Origin of the sequence: Breoghania sp. (assembly GCF_030066895.1) — a bacterium.
Taxonomy (GTDB): domain Bacteria; phylum Pseudomonadota; class Alphaproteobacteria; order Rhizobiales; family Stappiaceae; genus Breoghania.
On record NZ_JASJAV010000007.1, the window covers coordinates 12,251 to 37,174 of the forward strand.

Here is a 24,924-nt window from a genome sequence, read left to right on the forward strand (position 1 = left end):
CATCACGCCTTGAAATAATCGGACAGGAAGCGTCGATAGATGGAGGCCAGCTTCTCGAGATCCTCCACCGACACGTGCTCGTTCACCTGGTGCATGGTCTGCCCGACGAGGCCGAACTCGACCACCGGGCAGTAATTCTTGATGAAGCGGGCATCCGAGGTACCACCGCCGGTGGAAAGCTCCGGCTTGCGCCCGATTTCCGCTTCCACCGCCGCGCTCAGCGTTTCGATCAGGGTCTTGTCGTTGGTCAGGCAGCTGTCGCTACCGTCCTCGCGAAATTCCAGTGTGTAGCGGACCGTATTGCCCGCCACCTCGCGCAGCACCTCTTCAAGACGACGGGACAGGGTCTCGCGCGACCAGGTATCGTTGAAGCGCACGTTGAACCGCGCCTGTACCTTTTCCGGGATAACGTTGGTCGCCAGATTGCCGGTATCGATGGTGACGAATTCCAGATTGGAGGGCTGGAAGCGATCGTTGCCCTCATCCAGAACGAGCTCATTGAGCGCGCCGTACAAACGCATCATGCCCGGGATCGGGTTTTCGGCCAGATGGGGATAGGCAACATGGCCCTGCTTGCCAGTGACGGTGATCGTGCCGGTAAGAGACCCACGACGACCGACCTTGATCGCCTCGCCCAGATGGTTCGGATTGGTCGGCTCGCCGACGATGCAGGCATCGAACCGTTCGCCGCGCTCCTTGCACCATTCCATCAGCCGGACAGTGCCATTGACGGCGGGGCCTTCCTCGTCACCGGTGATCAGGAACGAGATCGTGCCGGGAAGTTCATTCGTTTCGTCTGCAAGATAGTCAAGTGCAGCCGCGGCAAAGGCTGCCACGCCGCCCTTCATATCGACTGTACCGCGGCCATAGAGGACACCGTCAGCGATCTCGCCGGAGAAAGGCGCATGGTCCCAGCTTCCCTCATCCCCCGGCGGCACGACGTCCGTGTGCCCGGCAAAGGCGACGTGCGGAGCGCCCGACCCGATCTTGGCGAAGAGGTTCTCCACGTCCGGCGTTCCCGGTGCGGAGAAGGTCACGCGATGCACCTCGAACCCGGCCGCTTCCAGGATCCCCGCCAGATAGGCAAGCGCTCCGCCCTCTTGCGGCGTCACACTGGGGCAACGGACGAGATCACGGGTGATTTGGACCGGCGCCGACAGGTTCCGGTCGTTGGAAACGGCGTCGGTTGAAGGAGCAGACATGAGAGATCCTGACGGATTGGAAAGACGGGCAGACGGCTCAATATGACGGCCTGTCGGGGCCGGGGCCGAAGCGGTTCGATCCGGGATCGCCCGGGACCAGCCCCATATACAATGCAAACAGCAGGTTGGCGAACGGAACCATCCAGACCAGCGCCGCGATGCCGGACCAACCGTGGTCGCGACAGCGCTTGGCAATCAGAACCACAGCCGACCATTCGAACGGCAGAATCGACAGCAGCACGTTGATGCTGGCGCCCGTCATGCGCAGCTCTTGAAGAGTGCTGTCAGGATTGGTCTCGATGACCAAGCTCGCTTCCCAGGCGCGCCCGAGCACGAACATGACGGAAAGCACCACCGCGAAAGAAAGCCAGTAGACCTGGCGCGAGATGCGCCCGCTCGGGCTGAAAAACAGCCAGAGCATCTCCTTCAGGCCGGCAGGCGTCGGAGGAGGATCCGTCATGGGGCATTGATCCTGAGAATGAATGCGACGGGAGCGGACGCGAAACGCCCATCCTCACCGTCGCTGGCAAAAGTTACCTATTGTCGTTGAGGGCCGGACTCAAGAGGCTTGTTTCATTGAGTTTGTGCCGGACCAACGTTTCCGCCCCGTCCGGCAGTGACGGATGGATCGATCACACCGATCCCGCGTTCCGAATCCACCATCCACTCCGGCAGCATGACCGCGCCGACCCCGGTCTCCATGGCCGCCCGGGCGCCGGAAAGCGTGGCGATCCGCACGATCGTCGGTTTACCGCCGAAATGGGACATGATCGTCGCGATCTCCGGCAACTCGTCGAGGTCGCGCTCATAGGCAATATAGCCCGCCAGACGCCGATCCATTCGCCCGGCCAACACGAACCGGATGCGTCCGAGACGACGGGCCATCAGTTTTCCGCGTTCGGGATGATGCAATCGAATGGCGATATCGACCTCGCGACGGGCAAGTGAGGAGACTTCGTTCGTGCCGATCAGTTCCAAAACCAGATTGGGATGGCGCTCGGCAAACTGGGCCAGGCGCGGCGCGATCAGATGTTCGATCACGCACAGGATCGAACTCACGCGCACCGTTCCGCGAAGCGTGTCGGCATGCGACCCGGCAATCGGCCAACGCGCGTTCCATCGCCTCGGCCGCCGCCACGATGGCAAGCCCGGCGGCATTGGCAACGAGCCTTCGGTCCTCGCGGCGAAACAGCGTCGATCCGGCGAGACATTCGGCAGCCGCCAGACGGCGTGCCACGGTCGTCTCATTGACCTGCAAGCGGCGTGCGGCGGCCGCAATCGTGCCCACACGGGCAACGACCAGAACCAGATGATGATCGTTCCAGGTCAACACCCCTGCATATTCGCAGGTTTAATCGGCACAAGCGAGGCGTTTTCGCGGATGGTCCGGCCGCTTAAGGTGAGGAAACAGCGCAATACGAGTTTTTCAATATGTCCTCCAGTTTTCAAGAGACACCGAGAACCCTTCGCGATCTTGCAGGGGTCTCGGAATGGACGCGGACGGAACCGGAGGGCGCGGCGGTTCTCATCATCGATGCGCAAGAAGAATACCGCTCCGGGGAGCTGGCGCTCGGTGACGTGACCCTGGCGCTGCAGGAAATCTCCCGTCTGCGCTCACGCGCAAAAGAGCGCAGGCTCCCGGTCATTCACATTCACCATATCGGCAGTCGCGGCGAACTGTTCGATCCGGAGACGCGCAGCGGGACGTTCTGCTCCGAAGCAGAACCGTTGGCGGGAGAAACCGTGATCGACAAGAGGTTGCCCAATGCCTTTGCCGGCACGGACCTGGCCGAGCGGATTTCCGCGCTCGACACACGACGCCTGATCGTGGCCGGGTTCATGACACATATGTGCGTCTCATCGACCGTCCGCGCCACATTGGATCTGGGGTTGGAATCGGCGATCGTGGCGAATGCGTGCGCGACGAGAGCACTGCCGAGCCACGAGGGCGGCGTGATATCGGCGAACGACCTTCACGCGGCCTCTCTGGCCGCCCTCTCCGACCGCTTCGCGCATATCCTGCCCGATGCGGCCGCGATCTGATCGTCGTTTCCACGCGCTGACGCGTGGAAACGGTTTGATGAAAAGGGGTTGCCCCTTGCGTCGACCGTGCCATCCTGAATGGCAGCGGCCTTGGAGAGACCTCAGTCCCGCAGGAGATCGTTGATCGACGTCTTGGAGCGGGTCTTGGCGTCGACGCGTTTGACGATGACGGCGCAATAGAGGCTCGGGCCAGGTGTGCCGTCAGACAGCGGCTTGCCCGGCATGGCGCCGGGAACGACCACCGAGTAGGATGGCACCTTGCCGATATGGATCTCGCCGGTGGTGCGATCGACGATCTTGGTGGAGGCGCCGATGAAGACGCCCATGGAGATCACCGCACCTTCGCCGACGGTCACGCCTTCGACGATTTCGGAGCGCGCTCCGATGAAGCAATTGTCCTCGATGATTACCGGACCGGCCTGCAGCGGCTCAAGAACGCCGCCAATACCGACGCCGCCGGACAGGTGAACGTCCTTGCCGATCTGGGCGCAGGAGCCGACCGTCACCCAGGTATCGACCATGGTGCCGATGTCGACATAGGCACCGAGATTGACGAAGGACGGCATCACCACCACACCCGGCGCGATATAGGCGGAGCGGCGCACGATGCAGTTGGGAACGGCCCGGAAACCGGCCTCCTCGAACTCGGGCGTGCCCCAGCCCTCGAACTTAGAGGGGACCTTGTCCCACCAGGTTGCGTCGCCCGGTCCGCCTTTGATGGCGGTCATCGGGTTCAGGCGGAAGGACAGCAGCACGGCCTTCTTCAGCCACTGGTTGACGACCCAGTCACCGTCGACTTTCTCGGCCACACGCGCCTTGCCCTTGTCGAGCAGGTCGAGCGCGGCTTCCACCGCATCACGGACCTCACCCTGGGTCGAAGTGCCGATATTGGCACGGTCGTCAAAGGCGGCGTCGATGGTCGCCTGCAGCGCAGCAAAGTCGGAATTGGCACTCATGAGTCGAAAATTCTCCGAAACGGCCTGATGGAGGGATCAGCGCGGGAGAAAAGCCGTCGCGGACCGTGAAGTCAATACGCCAGTAGGCCCACAAGGCCGGGTAAATCGGCATAGCGCGCACTGGACGTACCACAACGGCCGTCCTAAACGAAGGGCTCTTTTCCCAAGGCCAGACCCCTCCTATGGAATTGTGGATCCCCATCACGATCGCTGCCGCCTTTTTTTTCAGGACCTGCGCTCGGCCCTGCAAAAACACCTCAAGGGACGGCTCGGGACGACGGGCGCGACCTTCGTGCGGTTCGGATACGGCTTTCCTTTCGCCACCGCCTACGTGGCCTTCCTGCATCTGGTTCTGGGGCATGCCCTGCCGACGGCCAACATTCCCTTCGCGCTTGCAAGCATGGCGGGTGGACTGGCGCAGATCTTCGCGACCTTCCTGCTCGTCCACCTCTTCTCCTATCGCAACTTCGCGGTGGGCACGGCCTATTCCAAGATCGAGCCCGTACAGGCTGCGATATTCGGCCTGGTGATCCTAGGCGAGACGATCACGCTGTCCACCACGCTCGCCATTGTGCTAGGCGTTGCCGGAGTGATCGTCATATCTACCGCACGTCAGACGCTTTCCTGGCGCACGCTCGTTGCCTCGCTCATTGCGCGCCCGGCGCTGATCGGACTGACGTCGGCCGCGCTCTTCGGCGCTTCGGCCGTCTGCTATCGTGCGGCCTCCCTGTCGCTCGGCGGCCCCGACTATCTCATGAAGGCGGCGTTCACGCTGGGCTTCGTCACGGTCTTTCAGACCGCCGTGATGGGAATATGGATGAGAAAGCGCGAGCCTTGCCCATTGGCGTATCGCCGTCTGGGTCGGACTCGTCGGCGTCACCGCATCCGCCGGTTGGTTCGCCGCCATGACGCTGCAGAAGGTAGCCTATGTGCGGATGCTAGCGCAGATCGAACTGGTCTTCACCTTCGCGACCTTCGCGGCCTCGGTCTTCGTGTTTCGCGAAGCGATCAACCGCAAGGAAGTGATCGGCTGCGTGCTGATCGTCGGCTCGATCGTCCTGCTGCTGACCGCGCTAGAGCGGATCAGCCCCGGCCGCGATAGGACGGCACGCCCTGATCGGGGATCCAGACGCCTTTCAGCGGCTCGCCACTTTGCCAGAACACGTCGATCGGAATACCGCCGCGCGGATACCAGTACCCGCCGATCCGAAGCCAGCGCGGGGCCAGCCGATCGACGAGCCGCCGGGCGATGGCGACCGTGCAGTTCTCGTGGAACGCACCGCGGTTGCGGAACGAGGTCAGGAACAGCTTCAGCGACTTCGCTTCCACAAGCCACTGATCCGGCACGTAGTCGATGACGGTATGGGCGAAATCCGGCTGACCCGTCACCGGGCAGAGCGAGGTGAATTCCGGATAGACGAAGCGCGTGACGTAATCGGTATCGACGTGTGGATTGGGCACGCGGTCGAGAACGGCGTTTTCGGGATCGCTCGGGGCCTGGGTCGTGGGGCCGGGATCGGAGGGGTCAGAGGAGATGAAGGAATTCCGGATCAAGTGTCATCGAAAAGCAATAAGCACACATGCCGGATCCCCGCATCAAAAGCAAGGCGAAGCGGGATTGTGCTGCGCGCGTTCAGCCGACCTTCATCGCCGTTGCCAGGAAGGCGTTCAGGTCTGACCTGATCTTCTGGAGATATTCGACCTGGTCGGAGAGAGAGCCCGAGGCATGCAGCACCTGGGCGCTGATTTCCGCGGTTCCCTCATTGGCGGTGCGCACGGCGCTGATACCGGCGGTAATGTTGCCCGCGCCACGTTCGGCTTCCTCCACATTGCGCGCGATCTCGCCGGTGGCAGAATTCTGCTGTTCCACGGCGGAGGTAATGGCGCTAGATATGTCGCTCACCTTCTCGATCGCCTCGCTGATTCCCGCGTTGGCAACGACGGCATTGCCCGTCACCTCCTGCAGGGAGAGAATCTCGTCACTGATTTCCTTGGTCGCCGTCACGGTCTGACCCGCAAGAGCCTTCACTTCGTGGGCGACGATCGCAAAGCCGCGCCCCATCTCTCCGGCACGCGCAGCCTCTATCGTCGCGTTGAGCGCGAGCAGGTTGGTCTGGGCGGCGATATCGTTGATGAGCTGGACGACGACCCCGATGCGTTGCGACATCTCCGACAGTCCGTCGATCTCGCGGTTCATGGCGTGCGACTTCTCCACCGTGCCGCGCGCGATCTCCGCCGCATTCATGACTTGACGGTTGATCTCGCCGATGGAGCCGGTGAGTTCCTCGGTCGTATCGGCGACATTGCGCATGTTGGCGGCAGCTTCCTCCGCGCCCGAGGAGACATCGAGCGAACGGCCGCTCGCCGCTTCGCTGGCGCGTGCCATTTCACCCGAAGCCGACTTCAGTTCCCCTGTCGCCCCATCGAGCCGGTCCACCGTCTCGTGCAATCGCTCCTTGTAGCCGCGTTGCCAGATCGCGGAAAGTCTCGTGACGATCGCGGATCTTGTCGGTCGCGGCATTGATGCTGCGCGTCGCCGCGCCGAACGCGCCGACCATGCCTTTTTCAGAAATCAGCCGGAAGTGCTTGTTCTGACCGACATAGTCGAGACAGGCCTTGGATTCCCGTAAGTAAGCATCGGTCCGGTCGATCAACAGGTTGATCGCATGAATCAATTCGCCGAGATCACCGATCTCGTCGATGTTGAGAATACGCGCCTCGAAATCGCCGTTGGCCACCGCCCTGCAAACCTCGGCCGCCTTGCGCAACGATACGCGTTTCGTCCTGAAAAACATCGTAATCTCGTCCTGTCCTTGATCAGACCTCAAGCAGCCTTGCCATGTTTGCCGGGGGCGGTGAGAGAGGCGATGAATTCGTCGTAATCGAGACCGGTTCCGGCGATCGTGTCGACCAGCATCTTGTAGCCCGCAGCGAGCTGTTCCTTGCCGTTGACATGCCGGGCTTCTTCTTCGCAAAGCGCACGGTAGAGAGGAATGATCGGATCTTCGAGGACATGGCGGTCCGGGACGCGGCGGTTGGAGCGGTAGCCGATCATCTTGCCGAAAAGGTCGTAGCTGGGCGTGACATGGGCAAAGACCCAGTAGTGATCCCCGTTCTTCGCCCGGTTGACCACATAGCCGAAGATCTCCTGACCCGCCTCGATCGTGTCCCAGAGAAACTTTAAGATCGCGCGCGGCATCTGGAGGTGGCGGATGATGCCGTGCGGCTGCCCCAGAAGTTCGGATTCACGATACCCCGCCACATTCAAAAACGTCCGATTTGCGTAAGTTATGCGTCCCTTGAGATCCGTCTTGCTGACGATCACGTCGTTCTCATCGAAAAACCGTTCTACTCCCATCAGAGACAGCGATTTCGTCATATTCCCTCCCCACATCCTTTTTCTAAAGAGACATAAAGCGTTACTTGGACGCTCTACCCCATGAATTAACTCTAATCCCGTTGCGTAAAATTATGTTAATTCGCAATATATTTAGGACTACGTAATAAATAATATTTATATTTACTAATGCTGGATTGAGAGATGCTCGGAACGCACTTGTCCCGCGCCTCCCGAACGCGCCTTATCGATTGCCGAATGCGGGACAGAAATATGGACACGCCTCACCGGCCGCGCACGATGACATGCACAGAAGGAGATCTCGACGCGGGTGGAGACTGGTCGCGGCGCCGCGCCCGGGGCCCTCTGTGCGGCCCTGCGTCCTGACGAAACGGAGATAGTTTATCTTGGAGCGGTTACGCCGGTGCTCAGGCGCTGGCGCGCTGCTTTTCGTGGCGTGCCTGCTTGGCGAACTTCTTCACCACGCGCTCACGCTTCAGCCGTGAGATGTGATCGATGAACAGAACGCCGTTCAGGTGGTCGATCTCATGCTGGAGACAGGTCGCCGGCAGGCCATCGGCCTCCAGCTCGCATTCATTGCCCTCGCGATCGAGGAACTTCACCCGAACCTTGGCCGGACGTTCCACATCCTCGTAATATTCGGGGATGGAGAGGCACCCTTCCCGGTAGACGGACTTGTCCTCCGACGACCAGACGATTTCCGGATTGATGAAAACCTTCGGGTCCTTGGGCTGATCGTCCTTGGCGACGTCGAGCACCAGCAACCGCTTCGGGATGGCAATCTGGATTGCCGCCAGACCAATGCCCGGTGCATCGTACATGGTCTCGAGCATATCGTCAGCGAGCTGACGAATATCGCCGTCCACCTTTTCAATCGGCTTGGAGATCTGACGCAGCATGGCGTCGGGGAGGAGGAGGATGTCGCGTTTGGCCATGAACCATCAGATAGGGGATCTGAAGCCGGCGGTCAATCTCGAGATATACGGAAACAGGCTGAAAACGGCGAAAAACACGCCGTCCGTAAGTTGAAGGAGATGCCCCGGACCGGGGGCTCGGGACATCAATTCCTGTCTGCGACTAGTGGCGTTCCACCTGGCTGACATCGCGCACGGTGCCGCGCGCCGCCGAGGTTGCCAGTGCGCCGTAGGCCCGCAGTGCGGGAGTGATCTTGCGCGAACGCGGCTTGGCGGGCTTCCAGACGTCCTTGCCCTTGGCTTCCATCGCGGCGCGACGCTTGGCGAGATCCTCGTCGGAGACCGCCAGATGAATGGTGCGGTTGGGGATATCGATCTCGATCGTATCGCCCTCTTCCACCAGATCGACGGTGCCGCCCTCGACCGCTTCCGGCGAGGCGTGGCCGATAGAAAGCCCCGAGGAGCCACCGGAGAAGCGACCGTCGGTGATCAGCACGCAGGCCTTGCCGAGGGCCCTTCGACTTCAGGTAGCTCGTCGGACAGAGCATTTCCTGCATGCTGGGGCCGCCCTTCGGGCCCTCGTAACGCACCAGCACGATGTCGCCGGGCTTGATCTTGCCGGTCAGGATGTCGCTCACCGCCTGATCCTGGCTCTCGCAAATGCGGGCGGGGCCGGTGAAGGTCAGGATGCTTTCATCGACGCCGGACGTCTTCACGATGCAGCCGTCCTCGGCAAGATTGCCGTAGAGCACCGCCAGACCGCCGTCCTTGGGGAAGGCGTGGTCGTAGTCGCGGATGATGCCGGACTGACAGTCGGTATCGACCTCGTCGTAGCGCCGGTCCTGACTGAAGGCAACTTGCGTCGGCACGCCGCCGGGGGCCGCACGGAAGAATTCCTGAACCGAGGGAGAGTTGGTGCGCTTCACGTCCCAGCGGTCCAACGCATCGACCATCGTCTCGGCATGAACCGTCTTGACGGAGGCATCCAGAAGACCGGCGGGCTCGAGCTCACCCAGAATGCCCATGATGCCGCCTGCGTGGTGAACGTCCTCGACATGCACGTTGGCAACCAACGGCGCAAACCTTGCACAGCACCGGAACCCGGCGCGACAGGCGGTCGATATCGGCTATGGTGAAGTCGACTTCGCCTTCTTGAGCGGCGGCGAGCAGATGAAGCACCGTGTTGGTGGAGCCCGCCCATGGCAATATCCAGCGACATGGCGTTCTCGAATGCCGGCACAGTGGCGATGGAGCGCGGCAGCACGCTTTCATCGTCCTGCTCGTAATGCTCGTAATAGCGGCGCGCCAGATCGACGATCAGGTGACCAGCCTCCACGAAGAGCCGCTTGCGGTCGGCATGGGTGGCAAACGTCGTGCCGTTGCCCGGCAGCGCGAGACCCAGCGCCTCGGTCAGGCAGTTCATGGAGTTGGCGGTGAACATGCCGGAGCAGGAGCCGCAGGTCGGGCAGGCGTTCTGCTCGTAGGTCTGGACATCGGCGTCCGACAGCTTGTTGTCGACGGCGACGATCATCGCGTCGATCAGGTCGACGGATTTCGTCTCGCCGTTTTCCAGCACCACCTTGCCGGCTTCCATCGGACCGCCCGGACCGCCGGAAACGAAGATGACCGGAATGTTCAGGCGCATGGACGCCATCAGCATGCCCGGCGTGATCTTGTCGCAATTGGAAATGCAGACCAGCGCATCGGCGCAATGGGCATTGACCATGTATTCCACGCTGTTGGCGATGATCTCGCGCGAAGGCAGCGAGTAGAGCATGCCGTCGTGGCCCATGGCGATGCCGTCATCGACGGCGATGGTGTTGAATTCCTTGGCGACGCCGCCCGCCTTCTCGATTTCTCAGGCGACGAGCTGTCCCAGATCCTTCAGGTTAACGTGTCCGGGCACGAACTGGGTGAAGGAGTTGGCGATGGCAATGATCGGCTTGCCGAAATCGCCGTCCTTCATGCCGGTTGCGCGCCACAAACCGCGCGCACCGGCCATGTTTCGGCCGTGCGTGGAAGTGCGGGAACGATAGGCGGGCATGGGCGAACCTCTTAAACTCTTGGCTGTTCTTATGGCTGGCTGCACCTCTTTTGGCAGCTTTCCCGGGCATTAGGAAGGCCTGAGTTAAGGGAAAGCGGTACGGCAAGAGGCGATTTGACACGCAACAATGATGCGCAAAGGCGCATCGATCATTCGGTTCTTTGCGAATAATGCGAATCTGAAATCGCGGCTTGAGAAGAGCGAGAGGCATCATCGCCCCGAATCGTTCTATGTTTGTTTCATGGATTTTTCGGCACCGCTTTTTCAGTTTTCCGGGCGCGAGATCTCGTCGAACTTTGCCTTCTCGTGATCCTGCTTCTTGTCTCTCTTTCCCTGGCGCGCGGATGGCGGCGTTCGGAGCGGGCCGCACGCTTTCACGCGCGCGAACTGGAAGCGCGCATCGATACGCTACTGAAGATCCAGGCCGAGATGACCGGGCGCATGCAGTCGATGGCGGAGCATCTGGGAACCCGGCAATCGGACCTGATGCGCTCCGTCAACGAGCGGCTCGACGGGTTCGGACACAAGCTTGGCCAGTCGATGGCACAGTCCTCAAAGATCACGCAGGAGAGCCTTGGGGCTCTGCACGAGCGGCTCGGCATCATCGACCGGGCGCAGAAGATCATTAAGAACTTATCCGGACAGGTCGGCGAATTGCAGCAGATCCTGTCGAACAAGCAAGCGCGCGGGGCTTTCGGTCAGGGGCGGATGGAAGTGATCATCCAGGACGCCCTGCCTGAGACGGCCTATACGTTCCAGGCGACGCTATCGACCGGGAGCCGCCCCGATTGCGTCATTCACATGCCGAACGGCGCACCGCCGCTGGTCATCGACGCGAAGTTCCCGCTGGAGACTTTCAACCGCCTGCATGACGAAGATGACGATGCGAAGGCCGCCGCCCAGCAGTTCCGCCGGGACGTGGCCAAGCATGTGCTGGATATTCACGAGCGTTACCTGATCGCGTGAGAAACGCAGGACACGGCCTTCATGTTCGTGCCCTCGGAATCGCTGTTTGCGGAGCTGCACGAGAACTTCGCCGATATCGTGCAGAAGGCGAATCGGGCGCGGGTGGTGATCGTTTCACCGTCGCTGCTCATGCTGTCGATCCAGGTGATCCAGTCGATCCTGCGCATGCGCAAACAGGCCCATGTCGTTCAGTCGGAAGTCCGCTTCCTGATGGAGGATGTCGGGCGGCTGGAAGACCGGGTCGCCAAGCTGCAGCAGCGCCACAGACAAACCGGGGAAGCGATCGAGCAGATCCTCACATCCGCCGGCAAGATCAGCCGCCGCAGTGAGCGAATCGATGCGCTGGACCTGGATGAGGAGGAAGAGGCCCGGCGGTCTGTTGCCGATGTTGCGGACGAGACGTCCGAGGACGTGTTGCCGATCCCGTTAAAACGGGCAGAACCCGGCAGCGCGAGAGCCGGGTAAAATGGATGCGCGGGCAGCGTTTCGTGTTTGTGGCCCATCCTTCGAGACGGTCGCTTTCGCGACCTCCTCAGGATGACATTGAATGTGTGGCAGACTTTGGCGAAAAAGGATTTGAGTTGTCGGCAACCCTTTAAATTCGGCGATCTGCTAACGGCGCTACCCACCCGATAACGTCATCCTGAGGAGATCGCGAAAGCGACCATCTCGAAGGATGGGCCGCACGCGAAATCCCAGCAAAACCGGCATCAACAATAGAACGCGCTCTACCCATTTTTAACGCCGAGGTCTCAATCACTTAGGCGGCTGTGTAATCTTCCTATCACACGAAGTTTCTAAATATCGCGTCGGCCGGGCAGCCACCCACCTCCCAGGCAGCGCCCGCCACTCCCGCCTTTCATGACAGCCAAATCTCGGGGATGCGACGATGCGAAACTTCCTGACCGCAGGCCTGCTTCTTTCCACCGCCCTTGCCACCTCTCTGGCCACCACGACGGCCGCCAGCGCCGATGAGAGCAAGGCGTTTGACGCCGTTCTCGCCGGTCACACGGTGCTTCCGGCCGAAACACTGATCCCGGCCCCGGCCGATGCTTCGGAAAGCCTCAAGGTTTCCGGCAAGTACACCGGCAAGGCGCCGATGCGCGTTTCCGCCGAGCCGACCGACGGCGCGGCCCTACCCTTCAACGGTCAGCCCGTGCAGGGCTTTTCCGGCATCAAGACGATGGGTGACGACACCTACTTCGTCGGCACCGACAACGGCTTCGGCAAGAAGGTGAACTCGCCGGACGCCATGCTGATGTACCACACGATCAAGTTGGATTTCGAAACGGGCGAGATCGAGATGGTGAAGACCACCTTCATCTCCGATCTCGACAAGGTCATCCCCTTCGTGATCATCAACGAGGGCAGCGAGAGCCGCTATCTGACGGGTGTGGATATCAACATCGAGGGTTTCCAGCCGATCGGCCAAGATCTATATCGGCGACTAATTCGGCCCCCTATGTCATCGCCGTCGATGCGCAAAGCGGCAAGGTCACCGACTTCTTCGAGACCACGGTCAACGGCGAGACGGTGCGTTCGCCCGACAATTACGCCATTCAGCTCCCCAATCCTTACGGTGGGCGCCCGGACTACAACCTCAAGCGCTCCAAGGGCTTTGAGGGTTTCGCCGCCTCCATGGACGGCTCCAAGCTCTATGGCCTGCTGGAAGGCCCGCTGTGGGACAAGACCGAAGGCGCCTATGAGCCTATGAGAAGGTGAACGGCGTCGATGCCTCGCGCATCGTCGAGTTCGACGTCGCCAAGGGCGAGTGGACCGGCCGCTCCTAGCTCTATCCGTTTGCCGCCGACAACCACGCCATCGGCGACTTCAACATGATCGACGAGACGCGCGGTCTGGCGATCGAGCGCGACGGCGGCCAGGGCGATGCGGAGAAGGCCTGCAAGAACGGCGAAACCGAAGACTGCTTGACCAACCCGGCGAAGTTCAAGCGCATCTATCTGATCGATATCAACGGCGTGGAAGACGGCCAGCCGGTGAAGAAGATCGGCTACATCGATCTAATGGGCATCAAGGATCCGAAAGGCGTTGCCCGCCTCGGCAAGCGCGAGGACGGCCGCTTCACCTTCCCGTTCGTGACGATCGAGGACGTCGACATGGTCAATGAGGAGACGATCATCGTCGGCAACGACAACAACTTCCCCTTGCTCCAAGGGGCGTGACCTTGTCGAGCGCGACAATAACGAGATGGTGATCCTGAAGGTCGGCGACTTCCTCAAGGCGCACTGAACTCGACCGGAAATCCCGATCGAGTATGCCCCCATCTGCCGAAAGGCAGGCGGGGTTTTTCGTTTGGCAGGCTGTCGGCGGGAGGTGGCTCCGACTTTCCGGATTGACTTATCGCCATATCACTAGAATACTAACTTTACAGTTACATTGAGTTAAGGTCCTATCAATCGAGGGAGCGGCGCAGGGCTTTGCGGCGATCGGGTCTGAGGCCCGAGTTCAGGTCATTCTCACGCTGGTGCGCCCGGGCGAAGCGGGTCTGCGATATTCAGGAGCGCAAGTCATTTCCACTGCCTTACTGGACGAGCTTGCGACCGCTACGGACTGAATGCCGGCCCACGTTCCGGGCACGGTGGCGAGCCCGTTCGAGGCGGCCGGACGTTACTCCATCGAGATCCCAACACCGCTGTACGACAAGGATGCCTGGTACCTCACCAATGTGGAGCTGAGCGGTCCGGGGTCGAGGATTCTCGTCCTCGAGGGCCTTGCCACGATCGCAGAGGTCTACTGGAACGGTGAGAAAGTGCTGTCCAGCGAGAGCATGTTTCTCGTCCATGACATCGAGGTGGACGCGCACGCAACGAACGTTCTGGCAATCTGCTTTCGGGCGCTCGCACCGCGGCTTGAAGCTCGCGGCCCGCGCGCCCGCTGGCGCCCTCAGCTTACCTCTTCCGAGGGACTGCGCTTGATCCGGACCACGCTTCTCGGTCACATGCCCGGATTGGTGCGCCGAGATTCACGCGGTCGACCCATGGTGGCCGATTTTGCTGGTGAAGAGAAACGAGGCCGAAGTTGTTGTCACAAAGCTTGCGACACGCCTTGAGGACGATGGCACGGGGACACTGTCGCTTGCCTTTTCAACCACCGGGATTGACGGCGAACCGGCGATTTATTGCGCCGGAGCCAGAACCGAAACGATCCGTCAGGATGACGGCATCTGGCACGCGGATCTCTCGATCCCCGGTGTCGCGCCCTGGTGGCCCCATACGCACGGGACGCCCGCTCTCCAGAACGTTCGGCTGGAGATTGGAAGCCAAAGCTTTGATCTCGCACGCACCGGCTTTCGCCGCATCGACGTGGATCGGGGCGACGACGGACAGGTATTTTCGCTGAAGATCAATGGTGTCGACGTCTTCTGCCGCGGCGCGGTCTGGACGACGGCGGATATCATCGATCTGCCGGGCGGTCGCAAAAGCTATTGCCATTGGTTTGAGCTTGCGGTCGAGGCGGGCATGAACATGCTGCGCATCGGCGGAACGATGGCATACGAGAGCGCGGAGTTCTTCGCCCTGTGCGACGAGCTCGGCGTGATGGTCTGGCAGGATTTCCAGTTCGCCAATTACGACTACCCGATCAAGGACGAAGCCTTCGTCGACAGCGTGCACAAGGAGGCGCGGCAGGTTCTTGACGCGACACAAGCTCTCCCTCGCTCACAGTCCTTTGCGGCGGCAGCTAGATCTACCAGCAAGTCGCCATGCTCGACCTGCTGGAAAGCCGCTGGAAAGAGGAACTGACGGAGACGGTGCTTGCGGAAATCGCCGCGAGAATGCGGGCCGACGTTCCATATGTGCCGAATTCGCCCTGCGGCGGCGCCATGCCGTTTTCACCGAATGCAGGCATTGCGCATTATTACGGGGTCGGGGCCTATCAGCGTCCGCTGGAGGATGCCCGCAGAGCCAACGTCCGGTTTGTCGCCGAGTGCCTCGCTTTTTCGAACATACCGCAATAGGAAACGCTCGATGCTCATCTGGCCGTCGCATCTGGGCACGATCAGCGCTGGAAGGCGCGGGTGCCGCGCGACCGCAGGGTGGGATGGGACTTCGAGGATGTGCGAGATCACTACCTCAAGCTTCTCCACGGCGAAGATCCGGCGGCACTTCCCTATGGCGATCCGGCCCGCTATCTGGATCTGTCGCGCATTGTTACCGGAGAGGTAATGGAAGCCACCTTCGCCGAATGGCATCGCGTGGCTTCGTCATGTGCGGGAGCGCTAGTCTGGACTTTCCAGGATCTGCTGCCCGGCCCGGCTGGGGCGTCATCGATGCGACGGGTGAGCCGAAACCGGCCTGGTATGCTCTGAAGCGCGCCTTCCGCCCCCTCCAGATCGCTCTGACCGACGAAGGCACGAACGGACTTGCCGTCCATGTGACAAACGAAACCGGGACCAAGCGGGACATCACCGTCTCGATCGCCTGTCTGCGCGAGGGAAAGACACCGGTTGTTTCCGGTCAGCTGGATATGGCCCTCGATCCGCGCCAGGTACTCGAACTCCCCGCCACGGACCTGTTCGAGGCCTTCTTCGACACGACCTACGCCTATCGCTTCGGTCCAGTGTCACACGACGTAACGGTGGCTCGGCTGGTCGATCGCGACACGGAGCATACGCTTGCCGAAGCGTTCCATTTTCCGCATGGCGTACCCGCAGCACGCATCGAGCCGGAGATCGATATTTCCGTGGAAGCAACCGAAACGGGAGACTGGACCTTGCGTCTCGCAACAACCCGTTTCACACAGTCGGTTAATATCGTGGATGATGGATTCCGGCCCAGTGACGATTGGTTCCATCTGGCGCCGGGCGCTAAGAAAATCGTCGCCTTGAAGCAGCGCCATCGGGCTGCCGCCGATGTTACTCCGAACGGGACTGTCACCGCACTCAATGCGACCGGCGGACTAAGCTACCGAAGCCCTAATCCTTGAGGGACGGGCCGGTCTTCTGCCTGAGGACGATGACCCAGGTCAGGATGATCAGCACGATCTGCAGGGCAAACCACATCACCGCCGCGCCCAGCAATCCGCCCACCGTCGCGCCGAACCAGACGACGGGAATAAGAGCAGGCTCATCGCGATGAGAAGCGACATGCGGATGGTCTGAAGCCCGATGGCGCGCAATATGTCGGCGCCGATGACCAGCGGAATGTAGTCGACCACGAAGAACAGGACGACGGCGACGGGAATGGCAAGGCCTGTGGCAATGGGCAGAAGCCTCAGTCCGAAGGCGATGGAACTGTTGCGGCCGCCTTCTGCATAGCGGAAGTGCCGGGTTGTAGTCGCATAAAGAAAGGCGCGCACCGGCGCGGAGGCTGCATCCATGATCCGGAACCCGGCCGCATACTGACCGCCGAACCCCGGCATCCAACGCATGCACGACGACGGGCTTGTCGATATCTCTCATACTGCCGATGGACAGGAATTCGATGCAGTAAAGGCCGCTCAGCTTCAGGTCCTCGCGCACGAACCCGAAAACCGGACGTCCGAGATCGCGGACCACCAGCGTCATGGCCACGGCGGCGGAAAGCGCGCCGGAGACGAAGAACCACCAGGCCCAGATATCGACGGTCAGATGCGAGAAGGTCGAGGCGGCGATCAGAAAGCAGAGCTTGGAGGCCGCCGTGAACACGTTGATGAAGAGCTGTTTGTGCACCCTGTCGAAGGCCATGTAGGCATTCGCCGCCAATACGATGAGGCGGGTGAACAGCAGGTCGGAAAGCGAGAGGATGCACAGCGGCAGCAACTCGATCGCATCCCCGATCAGATAGTGCAGGAAGAACAGCGTTGGCACGGCGACGAGGGGAAAGGTCACCGCCATCATGATCAGCGATTGACCGAAATAGAGTGGGAACGACTTCGGATCGACGGCGACGCGCTGGACAAGCAGGTATTCGCTGCCAAGACCGATGATAAGGCCGGCGATGATCGAAACGCTGGTGATGCTCACGAACACGCCGTAACCGCTCGCACCCAGAGAACGCGAGACCAGCATGAAGAAGAAGAGCTGGATTACGAGCTGCAGGCCGAAATTGATCGTGTAGGAAATCGTGTTGGCGACCAGCGGCGACCGCCTGACACGCGCAATGAGTGCGGCGACCTGGCTTTGCGGTTCCTCATCGGGACTAGATGGTTGTTTCGGCATTGTTCGTCCCGAAGCGGAGTGCGACCGTAGCCCGCGAAGCACCGTGACAGGCCTGCGTCATGAGCCGGAGGCAGATCGATACCATGTTGATCTTCCGACCGGATTAAAACCTATGCGCGATAATCGGTAGATCCCGCTATCCGGCGAATGCAGAAAGACGAACAAGACACATGCTGGCCAGAACCCTCGCACTCACCTTTCACGGTATTGGCGCGCCCATTGTTTCACAGGCTCCCGGCGAAGGACGCTACTTCGTCACCGAAGACATTTTCCGGGACACGATCAGATCGCTTGCGGGGCTGGAGGCGAAAAGCGGTGTGAAGATACGCATCACGTTCGACGACGGAAACCTGTCCGATCATGCGGTCGGTCTACCAACCCTTCTGCAAAACGGCCGCACCGCGCGCTTCTTCGTCCTGGCGGGCCGGATCGAAAAGATCGGCTATCTGAGCGGCACGCAGCTTCGCGAGATGGTGGCCGCAGGAATGAGCATCGGCACTCATGGTTGGGATCACGTCGACTGGAGTGTCCTCGATGAAGCCGGACAGCGGAAGGGAACGATCGACGCGCGCTGCAAGATCGAGGACGAGGCCGGATGCGCAGTGCGTGAAGCCACCATTCCGTTCGGCCGATTCGACAAGGCCCTGCTGGCGCATCTGAAGCAGTGCGACTACGACCGCATCTACACAAGCTCCGGGGAACTTTCCTGCGACGGGGCATGGTTCTGCCCACGTTGATCGGCAACCGACACGTTCAGCCGCAATGCGATCTGCCGCCGCGGCTCAGCCTGCGCCAGATCGTGCGCGGAACGGTCTACGCGCAGCTTCGGCGCGTTCGCTACCGGATCTGACCGGCCCATCCGTCATATGCAAGGAATATGCCTAGTCCGGCTGCCTGTAGAGCTGGGCCAGGGGAAGCCCCAGCACGGAGCGCAACTTTCCCAGATTGAGCGCAAGCTTCTGGCGCATACAAGCTTCTGGCGCATACAGAAGAAGGCCGCGCGATCAACGGGCCGAAGCACCAGCACCGGAACGGCCGCGGCGCAAACCTTCGCCCCCGCATCCAGCGCGAACAGGACCGACTGAACGATCCCGGAATGATCGGCCCTGCAGGCATCGGCATAGGATTGCCCCGAGCGGAGGATTGCCCCGAGCGGACCGCACGGCTCAGAATGTAGGAGGGCATCAGCCGCTCCTGCGGCACATGCTCGTGGGCGATGGCATCGTCCGTTGCAAAAATGCGGGCTCCGCGCGCGGACGCGGCCGCAAAGAATGCCGTATCCCCGCCGCCCGTCACCCCGAGTGCCGGATCGAAACGAAGACCGAGGCGGCGAACCAGGTCGATCTTGAGCAGGGTGTTGCCGCCACGCCCCGTCGAAAGCCTTTTGTCCCGGTAGCCAAAGTCATCGTAGAGCGGGTTCGCGCGCACGAGCCAATCCGGAGCACTGTCGGGATATCTGAGAAAGACGTGGCCGATGATGACATCCGCCTCGAATTTGCGGGCGCAGGTCAGAAGCCGCAGCAGCCAATCGGGTTCGACCCATTCGTCGTCATCGACAAGCGCGATCCAGTCGCCATGGGCCGCATTCAGCAAGGCGTTGCGGGCGGCAGAAATGTTCCCGGAGGCCACGGACAGACAGGTCACGGGAGGATCGCCAAGGTCTGCCTCTTCGATGACACGTGCGGCGGCGGCATCACGGGAATCGTCGGCAACTAGAACGGAAAAGGTCGTTGCGGGGGTCTTCGTCAGACGGGTAAGCGAGTGCAGCATATCTGCAAGCGAGGGGCGGCCGATGCTGGCAATGGCAATCGAGATGACTTCCATCGAGGCCGGATGCTGCACGTTCATCGCTCTGGGACTCATCGAGACGGGGTAAGGCAGGCAAACGCAAACATGCGTTACCTTAACCTTGCTATCTTTGACGCATCATTAAAGGCAGATTAGGGATTGTGCTCTCTCGTATGGGCGAAGAATACCCGGACGGTTACCGTGTACCATGTCGTTTGAAGGACCGCGTACCCACAGATGAATGCTCCCCGTTTTGAACTCTCGAAAGCCGACGAAGCCCTCGACATGACGGAACCCGCAGTGCCGTTAGTCACCGACGAGATCGTCGGATTTTTCCATGCCGCACCGGGCGACACGGCGGTCTTGCTGCTGAGCCCGTGGGAGCTACGAGGAATTGTGTTCGCGCAAGACCTATCGCATTCTCGGGGAAAAGCTCGCCGCAGCAGGCTACCCGACATTGCGGATCGACTATCCCGCGACGGTGAACTCCGCCGGCGACAGCGCGCAGCTTGAGGATGGGGAAGCCTGGCGAAAGGCCGTGCGGCGCGCGCTCGATGAGATCAACAGCCTGTGCTCGCCCGACCGCATCGTTGTCATGGGGAAAGGGATCGGCGGCGCATTGGCAATGGATCTGGCGCGCGAGAGCGATCTTGCCGGGCTCGTTCTGCTGGCGCCGATTGCCCAGGGCCGCGGCTATCTGCGCGAGCTGACCGCATGGACGGCCATGACGAAGCCGACCTTCCTGGTCGATGCATCCGACGGACCGCAAGGCGGATTGATGGCGGGCGGGTTCTTCCTTTCGGCTGCGACCACCACCGAACTGAAAGGCCTGAATTTCCTAAAAGGGGAACGCTCAAGGCCGGACACACGCTGCTGGTTGAGCGCGAAAATCATTCCGGAGACGCCAAGCTCGCCGATGTGCTGACTGCCCAGGGAACCGTCCTCGACCGTCTGCCTTTTGAAGGCGATGTCGACTACATATCCAACCCCACGCTCTCCATCGTGCCGATCTCCGCAATCAACGGCATCATGGCGTGGATGGGCGAACACTTCCCCGTCTCGCCGCGCTCTGCGGATGCGCCTTCCCCCTCGCAACTGCCTGCGAGCCTGCAGGAAGAGCATTACAAGTAGACGGTCGTGCGCTTTGGACCGCGCGACATGTTTTTCGGAGCCTTCACCACGCCCACAACACGCCCCTAGAAGACGGTTCTGCTTTTTCTGAATTCCGGCTACGACCATTCGGTCGGCTAGGGACGCTCGACGGTGGACTTCACCCGGGCGCTCGCCTCATCCGGCCTTACCTCTCTTCGCATAGACGTTGCCGGTATCGGCGAAAGTCGGCTCTGGCCGCAGGAACCGTCCCAAGTACTCTATTCCGATCAGCAGCTCGATGACGTGAAAGCCGCCATCGACTGGCTGACGGGAGACGCGGGCGCGGATCGGATAATCGTGATCGGACGATGCAGCGGAGCCTATCTTGCGCTCATTGCTGCGGAAGCGGATCAGCGCATTGCGGGGGGCCATCTCCATCAATACCCGCCGACTGGCCTGGGATCCGAGCGAGGATGTCGAAAGTTCGTTGCGCGAGCCGATCCAGACGCTCGACACCTATCGCCGCAAGATGCTCGACAAGCGGATGCTGTTGCGGGTCCTGTCCGGAGATCTGCCGCTGTCACGGGTCGCCAATCGGCTCAGCGGGGCCTTTGCCCGTGCCGCCGACAGGAAACTGGCGCCGATCCTGCGCGGAGCGTCGCGCCATTTCCAGCTCAACAGGGTCATTTAGGCGCGCTTCAAGGCGCTGCGCGACCGGCATGTCCCCATCAGCCTGATATTCTGCAGAGGCGACCGCGGACTTCACGATCTCACGCAGTGGTTCGGCGAGAACTTCAAGGGGCTCGCGGCCTACGACAATGCGGAATTCTCGATCATAGAGAACGCGGACCACAACCTGACCCCGCCCGCATCCCGCGCCGAGGTGCTGGAGTTGTTGCGGCGCTTCAGCACTGCGGGCAACACCGAGCCTTCCGCCTGAGCTTCAGCTCTCGTGCTTCTCGTGTTCTTCGGGATCGGCGTAATATTCGTCGAGCGCCTCAAGGATGGCGGCGACGGCCTTGCGGTCGACTTCCGGCAGGTGCTTGAGGCGCGGAATGCTGCTCAATACCGTGAGCATTTCGGAGTTGTCGGAAAGCCCGGCCGCCGGAATCAGATCGGGCAAGGCCCCCCGCGTCCCGGTTTCTCGACGCGGTCATTTCCGCCCGAGCATGATCGCGTTTGAGGCTCGCGGAGACCTGACGAACCGCCTCTCCGCCCACGACGCCGCCCGTCCCCACAAGCAGCCCCAGAATACCGGCGAGAGCGACCATCAGTTTCTTTCTCGGCCAAACTGGATGCTCCGGAGCCCGGGCCGAGGCGATGATGCGCGCGCCGGGAACGACCACCTGCTCTAGTTCCGCAATCTCCTTCGCGCAGCCCAGAATGTTCTGAGAGAGCGTGCGGGTGGTCTTCGCCTCGGTTTCCAGCTCACGCAGGTGGATCGATGCGGCATCCCCCACATTGGCTTTCGAGACGGATGATCCGATCGCCTTCTCAAGGTTGGCGACGCGTTCACGCGCCACGGCGTAGTCCATCCTCGCGGCGTCGGCGATGCGTTCGGTTTCCGCCTGCAGCAGCCCCTTGATCCGCGTGACCTGCGACTTGGCGCGGATCAGGTCCGGGTGGGAGGGCAGAAGTTCCGTCTCCAGATTGGCCTCCAGCCGTACGGCGCGCGCATACTGATCGCGCAATTGCGAGACCGATTGTGAGACGGGCTGAGAGGCGGAAAGATCGTTGATCGCCTCGGGGCTGATGTCCTTTTTCAGGACGGCGGAGAGCTCCTTGTAGCGCGCTTCCTTTTCCGCGACTTCCGCCCGCGCTTCGGTAAGCTGCGTGTTGAGATCGCCCAGTTCCTGATTGATGAGCAGGCCGCTCGTGCCCGTGCTCTGCAAGCCGTTCTTTTCCTTGAACTTCTGAACGGCGCTTTCCGCCTTCTGCAGCCGTTCGCGCAAGCTGATCAGACGCTTATCGATCTGTTCCATCAGCTCGACGGACGACGTTTCCTTCTGGCTTTTCTGGTCGGCGAGATAGCTGTGCGCGATGGCTTCGGCGATCTTCGCAGCCTTTTCCGGCTCCCGAGATTCCACGGAAATGCTCACGACGAAGGTGAGACCTTCGCGCTTGACGGTCAAAGCCTTGCCGAGGTTCTTGACGGCCTTGTTTTCCTGCTGCACCTCGCTCAATGGCTTGTCGCTCTGTTCGGGAGCAGAAATCATTCCAAGCCAACCGGACAGCAGCCCCGTACCGCCCTCGATGCCGAACTCCTCGTCCTTCACGAGATTGAACTGACGCACCACCGGCCGCAGTATCGTATCGGAGGAGATCAGGGCGACCTGACTGTCGATGACGCCGCTTTCATTGCCAGAGCGGGTGGGAAGATTGGGATTGTCGAAGGGTTGGCGAACGGAGGGGTCGATCAGCACGAGCATGGAAGCCCGGTAGATCGTAGACACCATCAGCGTGAAGCCGGCCGTCAATCCAGCGAACACGACAGCCGTCAGAAGCACGAGCCATATACGGCGGAGCAATATCGTCAACATTGCCAGGGTATCGATAAACATCGAGCCGGAGGAGTTGCGGGAGGGAGATTGCACGGTCGCGCACCTAACAACTACGAAACAGTCTTAATCGTTGGTAACGCACTCGGGTTAGAACTTCACTAACAGCTCAGAAAACTGCAGAAACTCTGTTCCCCTTACGGGGTGGCGCCCGGATCGGCCCCATGGGAGGGCGCCCGCGGCAGCAAGGCGGCCATGATGAAAAGCATCCAGATCAGCGAGTAGCCGCGAAACCAGCTGCTTTCAAGCATGTTGTGACACGCCACGGTGATCACGATCGTCATCGACAGCCAGCAGAGTGCGGGTCGCGTCGCCGCCGTGCGAGCTGCTGCAAACAGGGCGGTCAGGATCAGCGCCAGAAGAATGGCGAGGCCGATAAAGCCGGTTTCCACGACGAGATCGAGATAACCGTTATGGGCCTGCAACAGGTCAACCACGAAGCCCGGAGCTTCCCGTTCGACGATCGATCGGCCCCAATCCCCCAGAACGATGCATATCCCTGACCGATGAGCGGGTCGCGGGCGATGACGTCGAGAACGAACTGCCAGATGAACTGTGCGCCTGGTGAAGGTCTCGTCGCCGAAGAGCAGCATGGACAGTTTGGCAAGGCCGAAACGCGTCATGGCGGAGAGATAGAACCAGACAGACAGGCCGAGGACGAAGCAGAACGACAGGAACAGCGCCGCATTCATCCGCAATGCGCGGGTGATGACGATGACGAAGCAGATGAGCGGGGGAAGAAGGATTGCGAGACCGAGAGAGGTCTTCGACTTGCTCATCACCATAGCATAAAGAGCTGCAAGCGCCAGAACCGTGAAGAGGGCTCTCAGTTTGCCGTGTTTCACGGCCGCCCCGTAAAGGCAGAACAGCAGCGCGAACGCCATCAAAGCGCCCAGACCGTTCCTTCTGCGAGTAGATGCTTTCATGCCCGAGCGGTCCCGCCGGGGTCAGCAGCACGACGGCCGTATTGACGATCACCGTGAGCGCGACGATGGCAAGGACACGGTCGAGCAGCGCATCCCGGTCATCGGCCAGAACGATCGAAATGCCGAGGGCGAGCACGATGATGACCTGCAAGGCAAGCCGCCGGAAGGCGATCGCGGGGACTGGCGACCAGAGCACGCTGGCCGCCGCGAAGAGCAGATAAAATCGAAATGCCGAGGGCGAGCACGATGATGACCTGCAAGGCAAGCCGCCGGAAGGCGATCGCGGGGACTGGCGACCAGAGCACGCTGGCCGCCGCGAAGAGCAGATAAAGCAGCATCAGGAGCGCGACCGGATCGCCGAGCAGACGCCCTATATTGCGGAAATTGTGCCAGGCGGACAGGATTGAGGCGCCCAGAACGGCGCCCCAGAACAACTGGTTGAACGGATTTGACTGCGACGCGAAGACGTTGATGTCCGCAGCGCGCGCCGATGCTCCCCAGTGCATCAGAACGGGAGAGATGAGGAAGGCATAGGCCATGATGAGCGCCGAAATCCAACGCAGCACGAAGCCCGCGAGCGTATTCGCCTCAGCTTCGCGTGCCAGCATGGGATTGGAGTAGCGGTCCGTCACGTCGTTCCAATGAAACCCGTCTGTCGCCGCCCGATCGGGCGATACCGACGCAAACGATAGCATTGCCCGCGATTCGGCGCAGGTGCGCTTCACCGCAGTCGACGATTATCGGCGCAAGGCATCGATATCGAGACCGAGCGCTCTTGCCGTCTCGACATCGACAGTGCGTTCGGCATTGTCAGAAAGCAGGCCGAACCCTTGCGTATAATCCCAAAGCGCCCAGCCGAAACCGTGGCGTTCGGCGGTTGTTCGAACATCCGTCAGCCAGCGCAAGCGGCTTCCGTCATC

Annotated in this window: 27 protein-coding genes and 4 pseudogenes; 14 read left to right on the forward strand and 17 right to left on the reverse strand. The window is 61.1% G+C overall.

Annotated features, from left to right (window positions below; translation table 11 throughout):
- Nucleotides 1–2 precede the first annotated feature (2 nt).
- The 3 genes from dapE to QNJ43_RS09180 all read right to left on the reverse strand — a co-directional run bounded on the left by dapE (nucleotide 3) and on the right by QNJ43_RS09180 (nucleotide 2,450).
- Nucleotides 3–1,202 carry a succinyl-diaminopimelate desuccinylase gene (dapE, locus tag QNJ43_RS09170; protein WP_300469304.1) on the reverse strand — a complete coding sequence of 400 codons (1,200 nt, stop codon included), beginning with the start codon at nucleotides 1,200–1,202 and terminating at the stop codon, nucleotides 3–5.
- A gap of 37 nt (nucleotides 1,203–1,239) precedes the next feature.
- On the reverse strand, nucleotides 1,240–1,662 hold the full coding sequence (locus QNJ43_RS09175) for a DUF805 domain-containing protein (RefSeq protein ID WP_300469307.1): 423 nt from the start codon (nucleotides 1,660–1,662) through the stop codon (nucleotides 1,240–1,242).
- Nucleotides 1,663–1,775: 113 nt separating this feature from the next.
- Nucleotides 1,776–2,450: a LysR substrate-binding domain-containing protein gene (locus tag QNJ43_RS09180; protein ID WP_346432914.1), complete on the reverse strand. Its 675-nt coding sequence runs from the start codon at nucleotides 2,448–2,450 to the stop codon at nucleotides 1,776–1,778.
- 183 nt (nucleotides 2,451–2,633) lie between these two features.
- On the opposite strand from QNJ43_RS09180, the gene QNJ43_RS09185 reads away from it, so the two are divergent.
- Nucleotides 2,634–3,245, forward strand: coding sequence for a cysteine hydrolase family protein (locus QNJ43_RS09185; protein ID WP_300469311.1), 612 nt, complete (start codon nucleotides 2,634–2,636; stop codon nucleotides 3,243–3,245).
- 101 nt (nucleotides 3,246–3,346) lie between these two features.
- Here the strand turns inward: QNJ43_RS09185 and dapD are convergent, their stop codons facing one another.
- Nucleotides 3,347–4,201: a 2,3,4,5-tetrahydropyridine-2,6-dicarboxylate N-succinyltransferase gene (dapD, locus tag QNJ43_RS09190; RefSeq protein WP_300469313.1), complete on the reverse strand. Its 855-nt coding sequence runs from the start codon at nucleotides 4,199–4,201 to the stop codon at nucleotides 3,347–3,349.
- Nucleotides 4,202–4,383: 182 nt separating this feature from the next.
- Between dapD and QNJ43_RS09195 the strand changes: the two are divergent.
- A pseudogene (locus QNJ43_RS09195) lies at nucleotides 4,384–5,268 on the forward strand (DMT family transporter); the annotation flags it as partial.
- 16 nt (nucleotides 5,269–5,284) lie between these two features.
- On the opposite strand, the gene queF reads toward QNJ43_RS09195, so the two are convergent.
- From queF to ilvD, 6 genes and pseudogenes are all read right to left on the reverse strand, one after another.
- Nucleotides 5,285–5,752, reverse strand: a complete 468-nt coding sequence (gene queF / locus QNJ43_RS09200; RefSeq protein WP_300469601.1) for a preQ(1) synthase — start codon at nucleotides 5,750–5,752, stop codon at nucleotides 5,285–5,287.
- An 82-nt stretch (nucleotides 5,753–5,834) separates the two neighbouring features.
- Nucleotides 5,835–6,650: a methyl-accepting chemotaxis protein gene (locus QNJ43_RS09205; RefSeq protein ID WP_300469315.1), complete on the reverse strand. Its 816-nt coding sequence runs from the start codon at nucleotides 6,648–6,650 to the stop codon at nucleotides 5,835–5,837.
- Nucleotides 6,589–6,996: a HAMP domain-containing protein gene (locus QNJ43_RS09210; RefSeq protein ID WP_300469317.1), complete on the reverse strand. Its 408-nt coding sequence runs from the start codon at nucleotides 6,994–6,996 to the stop codon at nucleotides 6,589–6,591. The genes QNJ43_RS09205 and QNJ43_RS09210 overlap by 62 nt, the downstream gene beginning before the upstream one ends.
- 29 nt (nucleotides 6,997–7,025) lie before the next feature.
- Nucleotides 7,026–7,580, reverse strand: a complete 555-nt coding sequence (locus tag QNJ43_RS09215; protein ID WP_300469319.1) for a PAS domain-containing protein — start codon at nucleotides 7,578–7,580, stop codon at nucleotides 7,026–7,028.
- 386 nt (nucleotides 7,581–7,966) lie between these two features.
- A complete protein-coding gene (gene def, locus QNJ43_RS09220; protein ID WP_300469321.1) occupies nucleotides 7,967–8,494 on the reverse strand; it encodes a peptide deformylase in 528 nt (175 codons plus the stop codon).
- Nucleotides 8,495–8,636: 142 nt separating this feature from the next.
- A pseudogene (ilvD, locus tag QNJ43_RS09225) lies at nucleotides 8,637–10,517 on the reverse strand (dihydroxy-acid dehydratase).
- A 375-nt stretch (nucleotides 10,518–10,892) separates the two neighbouring features.
- Between ilvD and rmuC the strand changes: the two are divergent.
- The 7 genes and pseudogenes from rmuC to QNJ43_RS09260 all read left to right on the forward strand — a co-directional run.
- Nucleotides 10,893–11,948 (forward strand): annotated as a pseudogene (gene rmuC, locus QNJ43_RS09230) (DNA recombination protein RmuC); the annotation flags it as partial.
- A gap of 424 nt (nucleotides 11,949–12,372) precedes the next feature.
- Nucleotides 12,373–13,733, forward strand: a pseudogene (locus QNJ43_RS09235) (esterase-like activity of phytase family protein).
- 325 nt (nucleotides 13,734–14,058) lie between these two features.
- A complete protein-coding gene (locus tag QNJ43_RS09240) occupies nucleotides 14,059–14,553 on the forward strand; it encodes a hypothetical protein (RefSeq protein ID WP_300469323.1) in 495 nt (164 codons plus the stop codon).
- A complete protein-coding gene (locus tag QNJ43_RS09245; RefSeq protein ID WP_300469325.1) occupies nucleotides 14,501–15,244 on the forward strand; it encodes a hypothetical protein in 744 nt (247 codons plus the stop codon). The genes QNJ43_RS09240 and QNJ43_RS09245 overlap by 53 nt, the downstream gene beginning before the upstream one ends.
- Entirely contained in the window at nucleotides 15,205–15,459 is a 255-nt protein-coding gene (locus QNJ43_RS09250) for a hypothetical protein (protein WP_300469327.1), read from the forward strand. Before QNJ43_RS09245 ends, QNJ43_RS09250 begins: the two co-directional genes overlap by 40 nt.
- A gap of 60 nt (nucleotides 15,460–15,519) precedes the next feature.
- On the forward strand, nucleotides 15,520–15,810 hold the full coding sequence (locus QNJ43_RS09255) for a hypothetical protein (RefSeq protein WP_300469329.1): 291 nt from the start codon (nucleotides 15,520–15,522) through the stop codon (nucleotides 15,808–15,810).
- A gap of 65 nt (nucleotides 15,811–15,875) precedes the next feature.
- Entirely contained in the window at nucleotides 15,876–16,427 is a 552-nt protein-coding gene (locus QNJ43_RS09260) for a hypothetical protein (RefSeq protein WP_300469331.1), read from the forward strand.
- Here QNJ43_RS09260 and QNJ43_RS09265 read toward each other — a convergent pair.
- Nucleotides 16,417–17,640, reverse strand: coding sequence for a hypothetical protein (locus tag QNJ43_RS09265; protein WP_300469333.1), 1,224 nt, complete (start codon nucleotides 17,638–17,640; stop codon nucleotides 16,417–16,419). The two genes, QNJ43_RS09260 and QNJ43_RS09265, sit on opposite strands and share 11 nt — an antisense overlap.
- A gap of 170 nt (nucleotides 17,641–17,810) precedes the next feature.
- On the opposite strand from QNJ43_RS09265, the gene QNJ43_RS09270 reads away from it, so the two are divergent.
- Together QNJ43_RS09270 and QNJ43_RS09275 are read left to right on the forward strand one after the other, a co-directional pair.
- Nucleotides 17,811–18,377: a polysaccharide deacetylase family protein gene (locus QNJ43_RS09270; protein ID WP_300469335.1), complete on the forward strand. Its 567-nt coding sequence runs from the start codon at nucleotides 17,811–17,813 to the stop codon at nucleotides 18,375–18,377.
- A complete protein-coding gene (locus tag QNJ43_RS09275; RefSeq protein WP_300469337.1) occupies nucleotides 18,359–18,490 on the forward strand; it encodes a hypothetical protein in 132 nt (43 codons plus the stop codon). The genes QNJ43_RS09270 and QNJ43_RS09275 overlap by 19 nt, the downstream gene beginning before the upstream one ends.
- Here QNJ43_RS09275 and QNJ43_RS09280 read toward each other — a convergent pair.
- A complete protein-coding gene (locus tag QNJ43_RS09280; RefSeq protein ID WP_300469339.1) occupies nucleotides 18,478–19,503 on the reverse strand; it encodes a glycosyltransferase in 1,026 nt (341 codons plus the stop codon). The genes QNJ43_RS09275 and QNJ43_RS09280 overlap by 13 nt on opposite strands.
- 319 nt (nucleotides 19,504–19,822) lie before the next feature.
- Here QNJ43_RS09280 and QNJ43_RS09285 point away from each other — a divergent pair, with 319 nt between their 5' ends.
- Together QNJ43_RS09285 and QNJ43_RS09290 are read left to right on the forward strand one after the other, a co-directional pair.
- The gene (locus tag QNJ43_RS09285; protein ID WP_300469341.1) at nucleotides 19,823–20,353 is read left to right on the forward strand and encodes an alpha/beta fold hydrolase; all 531 of its coding nucleotides are present in this window, start codon (nucleotides 19,823–19,825) and stop codon (nucleotides 20,351–20,353) included.
- Nucleotides 20,347–20,559 (forward strand): hypothetical protein, encoded by a 213-nt coding sequence (locus tag QNJ43_RS09290; protein WP_300469343.1) that lies wholly within the window; start codon nucleotides 20,347–20,349, stop codon nucleotides 20,557–20,559. Before QNJ43_RS09285 ends, QNJ43_RS09290 begins: the two co-directional genes overlap by 7 nt.
- Nucleotides 20,560–20,715: 156 nt before the next feature.
- On the opposite strand, the gene QNJ43_RS09295 is transcribed toward QNJ43_RS09290, so the two are convergent.
- Nucleotides 20,716–20,952 carry a hypothetical protein gene (locus tag QNJ43_RS09295; RefSeq protein ID WP_300469346.1) on the reverse strand — a complete coding sequence of 79 codons (237 nt, stop codon included), beginning with the start codon at nucleotides 20,950–20,952 and terminating at the stop codon, nucleotides 20,716–20,718.
- Between QNJ43_RS09295 and QNJ43_RS09300 the strand changes: the two genes are divergently transcribed.
- Nucleotides 20,939–21,211 carry a hypothetical protein gene (locus tag QNJ43_RS09300; protein WP_300469348.1) on the forward strand — a complete coding sequence of 91 codons (273 nt, stop codon included), beginning with the start codon at nucleotides 20,939–20,941 and terminating at the stop codon, nucleotides 21,209–21,211. The genes QNJ43_RS09295 and QNJ43_RS09300 overlap by 14 nt on opposite strands.
- Before the next feature lie 307 nt (nucleotides 21,212–21,518).
- Here the strand turns inward: QNJ43_RS09300 and QNJ43_RS09305 are convergent, their stop codons facing one another.
- From QNJ43_RS09305 to QNJ43_RS09320, 4 genes are all read right to left on the reverse strand, one after another.
- Nucleotides 21,519–23,081, reverse strand: a complete 1,563-nt coding sequence (locus QNJ43_RS09305; protein WP_300469351.1) for a GumC family protein — start codon at nucleotides 23,079–23,081, stop codon at nucleotides 21,519–21,521.
- A gap of 134 nt (nucleotides 23,082–23,215) precedes the next feature.
- Nucleotides 23,216–23,962, reverse strand: a complete 747-nt coding sequence (locus QNJ43_RS09310; protein ID WP_300469353.1) for a hypothetical protein — start codon at nucleotides 23,960–23,962, stop codon at nucleotides 23,216–23,218.
- A gap of 140 nt (nucleotides 23,963–24,102) precedes the next feature.
- Entirely contained in the window at nucleotides 24,103–24,636 is a 534-nt protein-coding gene (locus QNJ43_RS09315) for a hypothetical protein (protein WP_300469355.1), read from the reverse strand.
- Nucleotides 24,637–24,741: 105 nt separating this feature from the next.
- Complete coding sequence (locus QNJ43_RS09320; RefSeq protein ID WP_300469357.1) at nucleotides 24,742–24,909, reverse strand: hypothetical protein; 168 nt, start codon at nucleotides 24,907–24,909, stop codon at nucleotides 24,742–24,744.
- Between the last annotated feature and the right edge of the window lie 15 nt (nucleotides 24,910–24,924).